General features: G+C 30.7%; 16 protein-coding genes and 1 pseudogene. 13 read left to right on the top strand and 4 right to left on the bottom strand.

Features of this window, described 5'->3' with window-relative positions; all coding sequences use genetic code 11:
• Positions 1 to 416 precede the first annotated feature (416 nt).
• The 8 genes from KKC53_03225 to KKC53_03190 all read left to right on the top strand — a co-directional run bounded on the left by KKC53_03225 (position 417) and on the right by KKC53_03190 (position 9817).
• Positions 417 to 1406 (top strand): IS110 family transposase, encoded by a 990-nt coding sequence (locus tag KKC53_03225; protein MBU2598176.1) that lies wholly within the window; start codon positions 417 to 419, stop codon positions 1404 to 1406.
• A gap of 244 nt (positions 1407 to 1650) precedes the next feature.
• On the top strand, positions 1651 to 2052 hold the full coding sequence (locus KKC53_03220; protein MBU2598175.1) for a pilus assembly protein: 402 nt from the start codon (positions 1651 to 1653) through the stop codon (positions 2050 to 2052).
• Between the two features lie 85 nt (positions 2053 to 2137).
• Positions 2138 to 3142: a Tad domain-containing protein gene (locus KKC53_03215; protein ID MBU2598174.1), complete on the top strand. Its 1005-nt coding sequence runs from the start codon at positions 2138 to 2140 to the stop codon at positions 3140 to 3142.
• Between the two features lie 149 nt (positions 3143 to 3291).
• Positions 3292 to 4104, top strand: a complete 813-nt coding sequence (gene cpaB / locus KKC53_03210) for a Flp pilus assembly protein CpaB (GenBank protein MBU2598173.1) — start codon at positions 3292 to 3294, stop codon at positions 4102 to 4104.
• A 70-nt stretch (positions 4105 to 4174) separates the two neighbouring features.
• Positions 4175 to 5347 carry a P-loop NTPase gene (locus KKC53_03205; GenBank protein MBU2598172.1) on the top strand — a complete coding sequence of 391 codons (1173 nt, stop codon included), beginning with the start codon at positions 4175 to 4177 and terminating at the stop codon, positions 5345 to 5347.
• A gap of 59 nt (positions 5348 to 5406) precedes the next feature.
• Positions 5407 to 6762 (top strand): CpaF family protein, encoded by a 1356-nt coding sequence (locus KKC53_03200; protein MBU2598171.1) that lies wholly within the window; start codon positions 5407 to 5409, stop codon positions 6760 to 6762.
• Between the two features lie 87 nt (positions 6763 to 6849).
• Positions 6850 to 8805 (top strand): type II secretion system F family protein, encoded by a 1956-nt coding sequence (locus KKC53_03195; GenBank protein ID MBU2598170.1) that lies wholly within the window; start codon positions 6850 to 6852, stop codon positions 8803 to 8805.
• A 67-nt stretch (positions 8806 to 8872) separates the two neighbouring features.
• Positions 8873 to 9817, top strand: a complete 945-nt coding sequence (locus KKC53_03190; GenBank protein MBU2598169.1) for a type II secretion system F family protein — start codon at positions 8873 to 8875, stop codon at positions 9815 to 9817.
• Between the two features lie 14 nt (positions 9818 to 9831).
• On the opposite strand, the gene KKC53_03185 is transcribed toward KKC53_03190, so the two are convergent.
• Positions 9832 to 9981 carry a hypothetical protein gene (locus tag KKC53_03185; protein MBU2598168.1) on the bottom strand — a complete coding sequence of 50 codons (150 nt, stop codon included), beginning with the start codon at positions 9979 to 9981 and terminating at the stop codon, positions 9832 to 9834.
• Positions 9982 to 10170: 189 nt separating this feature from the next.
• Between KKC53_03185 and KKC53_03180 the strand changes: the two genes are divergently transcribed.
• Positions 10171 to 10428, top strand: a complete 258-nt coding sequence (locus KKC53_03180; GenBank protein ID MBU2598167.1) for an AbrB/MazE/SpoVT family DNA-binding domain-containing protein — start codon at positions 10171 to 10173, stop codon at positions 10426 to 10428.
• A complete protein-coding gene (locus KKC53_03175; protein ID MBU2598166.1) occupies positions 10429 to 10866 on the top strand; it encodes a putative toxin-antitoxin system toxin component, PIN family in 438 nt (145 codons plus the stop codon).
• 8 nt (positions 10867 to 10874) lie between these two features.
• Here the strand turns inward: KKC53_03175 and KKC53_03170 are convergent, their stop codons facing one another.
• Entirely contained in the window at positions 10875 to 11741 is an 867-nt protein-coding gene (locus tag KKC53_03170; GenBank protein MBU2598165.1) for a nucleotidyl transferase AbiEii/AbiGii toxin family protein, read from the bottom strand.
• On the bottom strand, positions 11704 to 12741 hold the full coding sequence (locus tag KKC53_03165; protein ID MBU2598164.1) for a hypothetical protein: 1038 nt from the start codon (positions 12739 to 12741) through the stop codon (positions 11704 to 11706). Before KKC53_03165 ends, KKC53_03170 begins: the two co-directional genes overlap by 38 nt.
• Positions 12742 to 12997: 256 nt before the next feature.
• Here KKC53_03165 and KKC53_03160 point away from each other — a divergent pair.
• Positions 12998 to 13132 (top strand): annotated as a pseudogene (locus KKC53_03160) (addiction module toxin RelE).
• 334 nt (positions 13133 to 13466) lie between these two features.
• Complete coding sequence (locus KKC53_03155; GenBank protein ID MBU2598163.1) at positions 13467 to 13730, top strand: type IV toxin-antitoxin system AbiEi family antitoxin domain-containing protein; 264 nt, start codon at positions 13467 to 13469, stop codon at positions 13728 to 13730.
• Between the two features lie 17 nt (positions 13731 to 13747).
• Here the strand turns inward: KKC53_03155 and KKC53_03150 are convergent, their stop codons facing one another.
• Positions 13748 to 13891 (bottom strand): hypothetical protein, encoded by a 144-nt coding sequence (locus KKC53_03150; GenBank protein ID MBU2598162.1) that lies wholly within the window; start codon positions 13889 to 13891, stop codon positions 13748 to 13750.
• A gap of 230 nt (positions 13892 to 14121) precedes the next feature.
• On the opposite strand from KKC53_03150, the gene KKC53_03145 reads away from it, so the two are divergent.
• The coding region (locus KKC53_03145) for a hypothetical protein (GenBank protein MBU2598161.1) at positions 14122 to 14673 on the top strand (552 nt) is incomplete at its 3' end.

Below are 14673 nucleotides of genomic sequence, written 5' to 3'. Positions count from 1 at the left end.
TTATAGCTGAAGGTTACATTACTATTTGAATTATCTCCTGGTGATTCTAATTAATAGAATTACCTGGTAACTATAAGATTTTAAATTAAGTTAAATATTTTATAATTTGTACTATTTAAACTTGGTGTTTACAGTTTACTATTTATAAAATATAAATATGAATTAATTTATATTTTTTGTCATCGTATGTTGATATTATGTGTTTATGTTAACATAATTGATAAAATTGTATCAAATAAATTGATGTGGAGAGAAGGCGGATAAGTTTGCATTGTCATTGGTTTTTAAAGACCGTTCAGAATGTTAAACCCGCCTTCTCTAATAAATCTGAACAGTACATTAGGTTAAAAAGCCTGTATAAATTACGATGATAGATTATAGCTCTCCACATCAGACTAAAAAGGGAGGAGAAAAATATGAAATTAGTAATTGGAGCTGATGTATCAAAGAAGAAACTGAATATTTCTGAATACGATGGCAAAAATCATAAACTTAAAGTTATCTTAAATAAAAATTCTGACATTGAAAGATTCTTAAAAAAGTATGATAAAGGTAAAAAGGATCTACTGTTTGTTATGGAAGCTACTGGAATCTATCATTTACAATTAGCCAATATATTGTATGAGAGAGGTTTTCTTGTATCTGTAGTTAATCCACTAATAATTAAAAGATATGCAGAGATGAAAATGCTTCGTGCAAAAACAGATAAAGTGGATGCAAAAGTAATTGCTCAATACGGTTATGAACAAGATGTTAAATTATTTCAACCAAGATCTAAAAAGAGACAAAGAATAATAAAGATACTCAAAGCAATAGAAGATCTTACAGTATCTAAAAATAACTATTTAAATCGTTTGGGGGCTTTAGATAAGGACCCATTAAAGGAAAGATCAGTAGAAGAATGTTTTAACAAATTAATCTCTGAGCTTAATATTTCAATTAAAAGACTGGAAGAAGAACTAAAAAATTTAATAAATAAGCATTATCTTAATGAGTACAGTAGATTGCTTTCAATTTCTGGAGTAGGTCCTAAAACAGCTATTATAATTATTGCATTTTTTGGTAGATTTGAAGATTTTAAAAATAGCAAGCAGGTAGTTAGCTATATAGGAACTAATCCCTCACCCAAAGAATCTGGTAGTTCTTTAAGAGGAAGAGGAAGAATCAGTCAAAAGGGTAATAGTTATCTAAGAAAGCAACTATTTATGACATCACTTAGTGCAATGCAGCATAATAATGCTTGCAGGAATATGTATGAAAGATTAAGTTTAAAAGGGAAAGAACATAAGGTATTAAGAGTAGCAGTATTAAATAAATTAGTCAGACAGATATTTGTAGTATTAAAGTATGATAGGAAATATGACCCAAATTATGAAGAGAAATTTACAAGTTTTGCTTATTGTTAATATATTTAATTTTCAAAAATTTTGATATCTTGACACAGTACATTCTGAACGAAACAATAGCGAAGTGAAGAATCTCCTTTTAAAAAGATAAATATAATGAGATTCTTACCCTTCGTTACACTCAGGGTCAGAATGACAAGGTTATATATTTTTCAATGTATAAGAACATGTGTTTGTAAACACATCTTTTAAATAGTTCATATAATTAGAATTATAAATAAATTTCTAATTAAATTAAGAGACAATGAAAATAAAAAGCATCAGAATAATAAAAAATGAAAAAGGCGCCAGTGCGGTAGAATTTGCTATTATTCTGCCCATATTGATAATGCTGGTATTTGGAATATTTCAATTTGGAATAGCATATAATAACTATATTACTATTACTCACGCAGCAAGAGAAGGTGCCAGGCGGGCTGCTGTAGATCTTAATAATCCTGACCTTAAAGACATTATAATTGAAAGAGCATACCCAATTCCTATTACTGAAGATGATATAATTATTACTACTCCTGAGGGAACAAATATTGGTGATCCTGTAGAAGTTGAGATTACTTATAATATTACTATAGAAATACCACTTGTGGGAAGTTGGAATATACCACTTACAAATAAAGCAGTTATGCGTCTTGAGAATTATGAATAATAAACTTTTTTATAAAATTATTAATAATATCTTTAATAATATCTATTAATAGTGTAAATTTTTAAATAATAAGAAGATGAGAATTATGAAGATTAAAAGATTTAAAAGTGAAAATGGTGCAGTTGTAGTCATAGTTGCTTTAAGCATTATAGCACTAATGATGGTAACAGCTTTAGCTATAGATGTGGGTTCTCTTTATGAAGAAAGAAGACATCTTCAAACTGTTGCTGATGCTGCAGCTTTAGCTGGGGTCCAAGAATTGCCAGAGGATGTGGACGGGGCTATAAACGTAGCTATTGAATATGGTTCAAAACATGGTTTAATTATTAATTCCAGTGATGTAATAATTAGTTCTACATTGGCTGAAGATGATACGATTACTGTGAATGCAATAAATCCTAATGCTCCTCTTTACTTTGCAAGAGTTATAGGATTAAGTCATACACAGGTTGTAGCTTCAGCAACAGCTATGATAGCTTCGCCAGAAGAACATGTAGGTGTAGTACCATGGGGAGTTCCACAGGATAGCTGGGATCCTGGTGAAGAAGTTGTATTAAAATATGGTTCTGGACCACCTGGCGGTGGTGTCTGTGGTAACTATCAACCTTTGACAATCGATAGTCCTGGAGGTAGTGAATATAAGGATAACATAATTGATGGTGCCAGTACACCTTTGTCTGTTGGTGATATGATAGAAACATTGACAGGAAATAAGGTAGGTAAAACATTACAAGGAGTAAACGAAAGAGTATATGGGCAGCATAATAATTTACTGGATGGATTTTTTGAACTTGTTGCTGAATATATAGATCCTGTATTTGGAACAGGTTATAAACTCACCGACCCTGATAGTCAATTTATTTATGTCCCAATAATCGATGGTTTGGGGGAAGTTCATGGACATGATGAAGTTGAAATAGTGGCGTTTGCACCTTTTATTATTACTGGCATTCATGATATGCACGATCCTGTATATGGTCATGGTATCTCAATTACAGGCACGTTTCTTAGCCAAGCTTTGGTTATAACTGAAGGTAGCATTATTCCTGTTCAATCTGGAGGACTTAGAGTCGTAAGACTAATAGACTAGTGAGACTTATAGGTTAGTAAAACTTATAGAATAGTAAGACTTATAAGGTAATAAGGATTATTAATTAATAAATATTGCTTTTTTTTATAAACAGTTATTATAAATAGTAAATATATAGATTATATAAATTTTAAAAGTTAGGGAAAAAAATGAGAATGCGAATTGTAATACTAATTATAGCAATTATTTTAGCTATAATTGCTGTTGTGGCAGTAATAGGGTACATAAGTAATATCAGGGCTTCAGTGGAAGAGGAAGTTGAAAAAATTGAGGTTCTTGTAGCAGCTCAAAATATCCCGGGGGAAACTCCGGTTGAAACTATAATTGCTAACGGTAGTGTTATTACTCAGGCAATCCCAAGAAAATATCTGGCAGAAGGGGTTCTTACTTCTCTTGAAGATTATAAAGGATATGTTGCTGCTGTGCCAATAAATAAGGGAGAACAAATTACTGCGACAAAGCTTATTAAACCAGAAGATATTGGATTAGCTTTTATTATTCCCGATGATATGGTAGCTATTTCCATTCCTGTTAATGAGGTAATAGGTGTATCTAATCTAATTAATGTTGGAGATAGAGTTAATGTTATTGCAACTTTCAAACCAACCGAGGAACAACCTATAACGGTTTATCCAGAAGCTGAAGAAGCTGAAGAAGCTCTTGAAGAAATCCAACAAGAAATTACAAAGACTTTACTATGGAATGTTGAGGTTTTATATATAGGTACCAGGATTGAAATAACTCAAACTACTGAACGAGCTGAAGGAATCCTGGGTGCTCAAACTGAAGAGAGGGCTAAAAAATCTGAAATAAAAACAATAACTTTGGCAGTAACTCCAGGGGATTCAGAGAAATTAGTTTTCACTGAAGAGATGGGCAGTGTATGGTTAGCTTTGCTCCCTACTAAGGAGATTGAAAGAGAAGAAACATTTGGGAGAACATTTGATAATATTTTTGAGTAATCAGTAAAAAATATTATAAATTCAAAATTATATTAATATAGAAAATAATATATACGAAGGCATGAGGTTTATGAATAGGAATTTTAATAATAAAATCTCACTTGTTATCCTTGAAAAGGAAGAACAAAACATTAAAAAAATTGTTACGTTATTAAGAAATATCCCCAAGTTAGAAATTGCTGAAGTTAGTGGAAATCTTGATCTTTTTGAATTAATACTTCAGGAAAAAAGTTCAAATATTGTTTTGTTAGGTCCATCATATAAGTTAGAGGATATAGAAAAAATTTTAATTGCAAATTTTGATGGTCTTCGTTTTGTTAAAGTAATTCTTTCAGTAGATAAATTTTCAACTGATATATTAAAAAAAGCAATTAAGCTCAATATCCATGATGTAATAGAATTTCCTTTTATATATGATGAATTAAGAGATTCCATTAAAAGAACAGAAAATATGTTTTTGAAATCAATGGAAAAGCCTTCAATACAAATTAAAGAAGAAGAACAGAGAAAAAAAATACATAAAAAGATATCAGTTTTTAGTACCAAGGGAGGTTCAGGGAAATCATTTATTGCAGTAAACCTCGCAGTTGATTTAGCTAAATTTGATAAAAAAAGAGTAGTACTTTTTGATCTTGACTATCAGTTTGGCGATGTAGCTTTAATGCTTAATTTATATCCCAAACATACCACATACGATATTATGTCTGTTATTAATCAATTAGATTCTGAAATGCTAAATAGTTTTTTAACCATTCACGAATCTGGGGTAAAAGTTCTACCTGCACCAATTGATCCCTCTCAGGAAGAATCGATTAGCATAGCAGCTACAATGAAAATATTAGATATTTTTTCAGATATAAGTGATTATGTAATAATTGATACACCTTCAGGCTTCTCAGATAATGTAATGTTACTTCTGGAAAAGACAGATTTTTTGTGTATTGTAGCCAGCAAGGATGTTCCTAATATTAAAAATTTAAAGATTTCATTGCAGATACTTAAACAATTAAAGTTTCCAGAGGAAAAAATATTTGTAATTCTTAATAGAGCTGATTCCAAAGTTGGTATCACTATAGATGAAATAGAAAAAACGATCAAGCAGCGAATAAATGTTACAATTCCCTCTGACAAACTTGTTCCTTTATGTATAAATAAAGGTATACCTGTAGTTGTAAGAGCACCAAGGTCTATGGTTAGTAAAAGTATTCGTAAATTAACCAGGCTTTTGTTGGAAGCTGGATAAAAAGTAAAAAAAATTTTTATATTAATTTTTTGTAATTGAAAGCGAAAGAGTGGTTTACAATGAGATTACAAGAGAGATTGAAAAAAATTCAAGAATTTGAGGATGATTTAAATGTAAAGATGAAAAAGTCCATTTCCATAAGAGCAAAACAAATTGATGATATCAAGCGAGATATTCACATTAAATTGATTGAAAAACTTTCAGATGTCCTTTTTAAAAAGAAAATAAGTGATGTGGAGTTAAAATTAAGAGTACAGAGAGAGATAAATGATATTCTGAATGATTATGATATTCCTCTTACTATTTTAGAAAAAAAGAAAATAACTAATGACCTTATTGATGATGTGGTTGGATATGGACCTATAGAAGAATTTTTAAAAGATCATGAAGTAACAGAGATTATGATTAATAATCCTTATAACATATATGTTGAAAAATTTGGAAAGATATTTCCAACTACTAAGACTTTCCTTGATGAAGCTCACTTGATGAGAATTATTGATAAAATTGTTAGTAAGGTAGGAAGAAGAGTTGACGAGTCAGTACCATATGTAGATGCAAGACTTCCTGATGGTTCTAGAGTAAATGTAATAATCCATCCTTTAGTTATTCAAGGTCCGATATTGACCATAAGAAAATTTTCTTTTGATCCATTTACCATGGAAGATTTTGTAGATATGGGAACATGTACCCAGAAAGTAGCAGATTTTTTAAAGCAATGTGTAATAGGAAGATTAAACATTATTTGCTCTGGTGGAACTGGAACTGGAAAAACTACTACCTTAAATGTTCTATCTCCTTTTATTCCATATGATGAAAGGATAATCACAATAGAGGACGCAGCTGAATTACAATTACACCAGAAGCATGTTATTCGATTAGAATCAAGACCACCTAATATAGAGGGTAAAGGAGAAGTTACTATTAGAGATCTTGTAAGGAATGCTCTTCGTATGAGACCGGATCGTATAATAGTTGGTGAGGTACGAGGAGGAGAATCTTTAGATATGCTACAGGCTATGAATACAGGCCATGACGGTAGCCTTAGTACCGTTCATGCAAACACTCCCAGAGATGTACTTTCCAGATTGGAGACTATGGTCCTGATGGCTGGACTCGAACTTCCGGTAAGAGCGATAAGACAACAGATTTCATCTGCAATAGATCTAATTGTCCATTTAAACAGACTTAAAGATGGTACTAGAAGATTTGTTAAAATAACTGAAGTCCAGGGTATGGAAGGAGACATAATTACATTACAGGATCTTTTTGTTTTTGATTTCTCCATGGGTATTGATAGTACTGGAAAATTTAAAGGAAGCATTAAATCAACTGGTCTACGACCGAGATTTTTATATAGACTTAATGATGTTGGAATAGATATTCCAAGTGAAGTGTTTGAAAAAGAAATTTAATATTTCAATAAATTAAATTATCTAAGGTAATTTTTTATTATTAATGACATTTTTAAATTATTTATTAAATTTATTAAGTTTATTCATATGATTAAAAAAAGCTACAGATATTTTTTAATAGTTTTTTCAGTAATTTTAACGCTATTAATTTTATGGCCAGTTTCACTTTTGGCTCAGGAAAGCCCGGATATAGTTATTAAAAAAACTGATATTACTGATTATCCTGAAGTAGATATTTTTCTTAATTTTAAAGAGGGCTCAACTCTTGGATCTTTGGATTTAAGTAAAGAAAATTTTTATGTTTTAGAGAATAATGATAAAGTGATAGACCTTTCTATTAAAAGGGTAGCAAGAATTAAAGAGCCTATAGGAGTAGTTATTGTCCTTGATACCAGTGGTAGCATGAAAGGTGAACCTATAGCGGATGCTATAGATGCAGCATTAGTTTTTATGAATGAGATGAGATCGATTGATGAGTTTGCAGTAGTTGGATTTGCTGATGATGTTACTACCTATTCTAATTTTACTTCTAATAGGCAAGAGTTAAAAGAATTCATTTATGAAATAACTGCTGAAGGTGAAACTTCCCTATATGATGGTATCTTTCTTGCATTAGATCAGTTTAATATTAGAAAGGATATAAAGTATAGATACGCCATAGTACTTTCAGATGGTACAGATACAGTCAGCAAGCTAACCACAAAAGATGTTATTAATAAGGCTAAAGATGAGCAGGTAACCATATTTTCAGTTGCTTTAATGTCCTATGATTTTAACCCAACTGATATTGGGAATATTTCTGAAAGCTCTGGTGGTGAATTGTTAATTGCAGCAAATTCAGGGGAGCTAAAAGAACTTTACCGACAAATTTCATGGAAAATAAGAAACCAGTATAAAATTTCATACACAAGTCTTTGGCCAAATACTGAAACAATAAAAATAAATATTATTGTGGAAGAGTCTGGATTAACTAGTTCAGTAAAGACTACTTATGAAAATCCTTTTTATGCTCCAACCCCAACAAAAATAATAAGAATTCCAAAAAGACCATTTTTTCTAACAATTTTTGACAGATGGTGGATGAAATTAATTATTTATGCTTCAATTTTTATAGGAGTAACACTTTTTTTATATGTGCTTATTTTGCTAATAATTCCACCAAGTCAGTTACTTAAGAAAAGAACTGAATTTTACGGATATAAACCTGTCAGAAAGAGTATAGAAGAAGAGGATGAGTATGAGAAAGGTGGTTTCAATCGTTTCGCATCTTTTATATCCAAAATTGCTGCAAAAAGAGGTTTTGTGGAATTATTTACGCTAAGATTGGAAAGAGCAGGTATGAAAATCCGGGGTTCTGAATTCATATCTATACATATTATAGTTCAAATAATATCAAGTTTGGTAATTTACACTTTTACTAATAACCTTCCTCTCACTGTTGTAGCTATACTGTTAGGTGCTATAAGCCCATTTATATTTATAAAATTTAAAGCATCACAAAGGATTAAAAAATTTCATGAACAGTTACCTGATACACTACAGTTAATTGGTGGGTCTTTAAAAGCCGGTTACAGCTTTAATCAAGCTTTAAGTATGGTTCAAGATGAAACTAAACCACCTATATCTGATGAATTTAAGAGGGTATTGAGTGAGATTAGGATGGGGTCACCCGAAAAAGATGCTCTGGATAATATGGCAAAGCGAATAAATAGTGAACACTTTGATTGGACAGTAATGGCAATAAATGTTCAAAGGGAAGTTGGTGGTAATTTAGCTGAAGTAATGGATATTATTGCTAGTACGATTAGAGAAAGAGATAGAGTAATGAATCAAATTAAAACTCTTACAGCAGAGGGAAGAATATCTGCTTATATTCTGATAGCCTTGCCAATAGTAGTGGGCATGATTCTTTCGATTCTTAACAGGGAGTATGTAAGTTTACTCGTAACTACAAAACTTGGTCTTATTATAATTGCTATTGCATTTACATTAATGGTGATTGGAACTGTATGGATTATTAAGATTGTACGTGTTGATTATTAGAAATAGAATTGTTTATAAATGAAATTTTAATTACAAAATATTAAAATAGAATATTGGTGAATAATAAATGTCAATAAATGTTCTTTTCTATGTAATTTTAGGTGCAGTTTTTGGTTCTGTTTTTTTATTAATACTAACCTTTGGGTTACCTGTTGTTTTGAAAAGAGGACCAAAAAGCAGTATGAGCAAATTGGAATATTATGGTCCAAAGGCTAATAGAAATGAAATTGTCATTCCTTCTTTTTATGAAAGATCAATTATACCCTTCTTTACAAAAATAGGTTATATTGTTAAAAGAATTAGTCCAAAAGGAATTGTAGATTCTAATGAACAAAGGTTAATGCTTGCTGGGTTACAAGAGATAATAAGTACAGATATTTATTTAGCTATAAAATTTCTTTTCCCTGTTGTATTTTTGCTTATATCTATATTAGTGGCTATCTTTTTTGTAATACCATTAATAATGAAGATTGTATTAATAGCATTTGTACCACTATCTTTCTTTTTACCAGATGTATTTTTGAGTAACAAAATAGCTAAAAGAAAGAGAGATATTAGAAGAACTTTACCTAATGCTCTTGACTTACTCACAATTAGTGTTGAAGCAGGTATGGGTTTTGATAATGCTGTAGCAAAGGTTACAAATAGTATTAAAGGAGCTTTAAGTGAAGAATTTGCCAGAATGTTACATGAAAAGCAGATTGGATTTTCCACTCGTGAAGCTTTAAATAATTTAAGAGACAGAACAGATGTATTAGATATGAATGCTTTTATAATGGCTGTGATACATGCTAATACTTTTGGTATTTCAATTGGAAAGGTTTTAAGAGTTCAGGCATCTGAAATGAGGATGAGGAGGCGTCAACGAGCTGAAGAGGCTGGAATAAAAGCTCCAGTTAAATTAGTTTTTCCTCTTATTTTTTGTTTGTTTCCAGCTTTGATAGCTGTAATCTTAGGTCCAGTTGTTATAAGATCAATTCCTATATTAATGGAAACTCTATTTAGTAGATAGAAGTTAAACACTAACTATATAAAATATAAAATTAGAAACTTTTTAAGCATTCCTTTTATCTTTTCCCTCACAGCTAAAAATATCAAAGCTATACCTAATAAAAAGAAAATAATTCCAGTTGTCAACAGAATTATTAGTTTTAATAATCTTTCAAATATTTTCATCTATTAAAATTCTTCTTTATTATTTCTTTTGTGCTTTTTATTATATTAAAATGTTTTTTAAAATCTCACAATAATAAAACTTAAAAAAATTGTTTTATAAATTACAATCTCAAAAAAGAACTAAATTATTTTAAATTATTGACATAATTACTAAATTTCTGTAAAATAGAAAATCAGAAAGGAGAAAAAATGATACAAAATAGACAGGAGGAGATTGTCAAAATTCAATCCAGGGGTTTGTTAACAATCCCTGCCAAATTTCGAAAAAAACCTTATTTTGAAGAAAATAGCTTAGTGCGTATAATAAAAGAAAAGGGACGATTGATAATTGAGCCAGTTAGAACCCTTCCCTATCCAGTTCGTAGTTATACAAAACAAGAATTAAAAGAATTTTTTGAGTTAGATAAAAAAGAAACTAATGAACTTAAAAACGAAGGGTTAATATAAGTGGGTAAAGAACAATCTGTACCAAATGTATTGTTTAATGCTTCTGTAGTTTTAGCTGGTTTAAAATCTCCTATGGGTGGATCTGGAAAACTGCTTCAATGGGCTAATCAAAAGAAAATTACAGGAATAATCAGTGAAGTTATTTTGGATGAAATAAGACGCAATATTAATAAGGCTGGACTTAATAAAAAATCCATCAATAAAATAGTCACTACTTTCCCAAAAGTATTGCCAGCACCAAAAAAATCAACTGTTATATCCTTTTATAAAGTAGTTATTGACTATGGTGATGCTCATGTTTTAGCTTCTGCTTTAGAAGCAGATGCTCAATTTTTAGTAACACTTGATAAAAAGCACTTGTTAAGTTTACAAAATAAGGTAAAAATGATAAAAATTGTATCTCCTAAACAGCTTATTAAAATTTTATCTGAGAAATAAGTTCCAATTCATTTTTCTGAAATTCCCTCTTTTAATTTTTCTACATAATTTAATATTTCATCAAATTGATCACTGTACATAAAAGTTACTGAAACAATATCTTCAACTAACCTGTAGCGTGATTGTTCTCCAGTTTCACCCTCTAATATTTCTTTGACAGCTTTTAAGGTCTGAGAATCAGATATTTTTGCTATATCCCTTCCAAGCAATCTAATACCAGCTAACCGAGTATCAAAATCTTCCTCTTCAAGCAAAGACAGTGCTTGACCATACAACCGTTCTTCGTTTCCAGCGACTTCATAATTTTTCATTATAAACAATAAATCCTCAGCATCAGTTTTGCGCTCAGGGTACTCTTCTTTCCAGGATATTATTTTCATAATTGCCAAGCCCGATAATGTAGGAAATTTAATATCAAGTTCGGGCTTTGAACCAAGTCTTAAAGTTATTGAATACTCATAGGCTTCCTCAAACCCCAGTATATTCATAAATATTTCATGTTCAGGTGGCCAGCTTATTTTTTTATCCTTACCTGCAATAGGACCAAATGGTACTATATCAATAAAAACATCCCTAAAGAGAAATCTTTGTTTCTCTGGAGCCTTAGAGAATTTACCTGTTGAAAGTAAAGTCTCTGATAATTTATTAAATTTATCCCAGTCAGCCACCTCAACCCCTAGATCTATATCCTCAGTCATTCGAGGTGATTTTATATTATAGCAATGCTCAAGAATGAAATCCCTGGCTGATGCCCCAACAACAAAGAAAGGGATTTTCAGAGAATCAGCTACCTTTTTAACCTCATAAAGGGCATTAACCTTATTGAGACCTATCTTCTCAATCTTCCCTGATATATCGAACAAGATATTTTTCATAAATTATCCTTGCGGTTTCAATATTTCTTTTGTTACCTGTTGCCATAAGATCTGCATAAATTAGTATCGGATGTACCATATCCTCATATTGCCACATTTCTAAGGGGGTCCAGAATCTATTAAGGATTTCAATATCACCCTCCAGATCTTTTTTAAGTCTGTTTTCAATCAACAAAGGATTAAGTTGCTGTGGTGTTGTATAGATAGTAATAACTTGAGGTTTCAGATATTTTGTAAGTTTAGCAGCAGCAACCTCTCCACCCCACTGTGCGTACATAGGATCTAAAATTTTCTTCTGCCACCAGTCGTGAGGACCCCTAAAATGCCCTAATACTAACTTTGGTCTTAACTTTTCTGGATAGTTTATCACCCAACGATTTAACAGATCTTCCTTCTTGATTAATTTATAACCCCGCTTTCCCATGTCCAGCAAATAACCCATCTCCTTCAAATCTCTTATTATCCAGCCAATAGTTCCAAGTGCCACGTCTGCCACTTCAGCAATGTTGCGATACGTTTTATTTTCTAAACCTGGGTTGCACAAAAAAGCATATATCACTCTTAGCCCTGTAGGTTTAAAGGCTCGTTTGAGAGGAGCTTTCCTGAAAATATCAGGGGGTTTATTCCCTTTTACAAAAATATACAAGGGAGGTTGATTAATGTATGTATTCCCAGCTGTGTCGATAAATTGTATATCGTCTTGTTTTAACTGTTCTGCCATCTGCGCTGTAACATACCTGGTTACCAGTAACATTTGATATGGAAATTTAGCTTTTTGAAGCAAAATCAATCCAATTCCAGCTTTTGTAATATTAGTTTTTACTTCAGCATAAAAATGTAATTCAGTTCCCTGAACCGTCATTCTCAATAGCCTATCTGCTTTTAAATTCTGCACAGTTACCTCTACTTCCTTCTCAATATTAACTGGCAGTACGACATTTTTCTTAAATGCTTCCAGAGCATATTGAAGGATTTCATTTTCTATATTTTTCCTAACCATATACTCATCCCCCCTATCTGTTCAATTTTTAATTATGTTCATCAATTATGAACATACCAAAATTATGAACAAAAGTCAAATTATTTCTTAATTCAAAACCAAATTACAATATAGAGAAGCTCAACTAATTTGTTCTTATTTATGACATGTTCATAATAAGTGAACGTTAACTATTCTTCTCTTTAATTCTTTCATCAAAAGAGTATATTTTGAACTTTCTAAATAAGATAGAAAGTAATTTGAAAAAAATCCAGTTAAAGGAGAGCTACTTAAAGGCAAATTTCAAGAACTTTACCGGTATAGAATTGGTGTTTATCAAGTAATTTATGTAAAAACAGTTGATGGGATATTAGTCCTTAGAATAAGTCATAGAAAAGATGTATATAAATAATTTTAGACAAATTTTTTTATTATCAAAATAAATCACTATTTATTTTGATAATAGATAAAGTTATATAAATTGCCTTTGATAAGACTTCGAGTCAATCCCGGTTTTTCTGCTAATGAAATATTTTTTTACTTTTAAACTCAAACTCGTTTCTCATAGTATACAAAAATTGTATACTTTCAGAAATAACTTTTCAATTATTTTTAATACAAATCTTTTTACTGATGTATAACATGACATTTCTATTTTGGTGGTATATACACAGGATTAAGAACTTGACTTCTAAAAACATTTATATATAATAAAATTAATATAAATCTGTAAAATATTTGAGAATATGAAAGAAAATACAGAAAACTATAGAAAGGGATTGAGCAAGCAGGAATCTTTTCTACTCTCAGAACTTGCCAGAGAGAACAAATCAATTTTCACAGTTAAGCAGGCAAGAAAGATACTTAAGGAAGAGCCTTATTTAATTCTACATTCCCTGAAGAAGAAAAAGTGGATACTAACTCTGAAGAGTGGGCTGTATGCCATAGTACCACTGGATATAGGAGTTAAGGGTTCCGAAAGTTATATTGTTTCAATTACTTTATTTTAATTTCAATTTATTAATAGTTACTTCTTTTTTTTCTTAATAAATAGTACTATTCTACCTATTACACTTACTATAAATGCAATTAGACAAACAATTAATGCTAATATAAAGAAGAAAGGTTCATCCCCTATACCAATTCTTTCCCAGAAATTTTCTCCACACAATTTTATAAAGAGACCATATATTACATTATGTAAAAAGATGCTAACTAAAGAACCTGCAGCAAAAGCTCCTGTTAAAATTAAAAACTTTACAAATTACCAAAAAAGTATTATATTATACTATTAAATAGTAATAAATAGATAAAAAATGGAAGTAAAGGTATGTAAGAGTACCACTCTGTCGTAATTTTATACTATTAACTAGTAAAAATTTGTAAAAAAGGGGTAGTAAAATGGCACTTCCAAGATTTTACAGAGAACTTTATTCCAAAAAAATATTTACATTCTTGGAATTTAAAGAAAAATTCGGGAGAGAATACAGTGAAAATTATCTCCGTAAGAGATTAAATGATTTACTTAACTCTGGCTATTTTGGAAAGGTAAAGCCAGGGTTATACTATATAATACCTCAGGGAACAAGCAAAGAGGAGTATGTTATAGACAATTTTCTTGTAGCAAATAAACTTTCTAAGAACTCCCTAATAGGATATCATTCAGCATTAGAACTTCATGGAGCAGCTTATTCTCCATCAAAGATAGTGTATATAATAACTAATAGAGGTTTTCGACCATTCAAATTTCAGGGGGTGGAGTATCGCTCTGTGAAGGGAAAAACAAGTTTTGGCAAAACTTTTTTGCTTCGTGAAGGACAAAAACTATCCGTAAGCGATCGGGAAAGAACGCTTATAGATGGAATATCTCGCTTGAAATATTCTGGAGGAGTTGAAGAGTATTTCAAAAGTATAGAGATGTTTCCTTATGTAGATTTTAAAAAGATATTAAAG

It is taken from the genome of Actinomycetota bacterium, assembly GCA_018830725.1.
Lineage (GTDB): Bacteria > Actinomycetota > Humimicrobiia > JAHJRV01 > JAHJRV01 > JAHJRV01.
The sequence above is the reverse complement of the archived record's forward strand: the minus strand, read 5'-3'. Positions and strand labels throughout refer to the sequence as shown.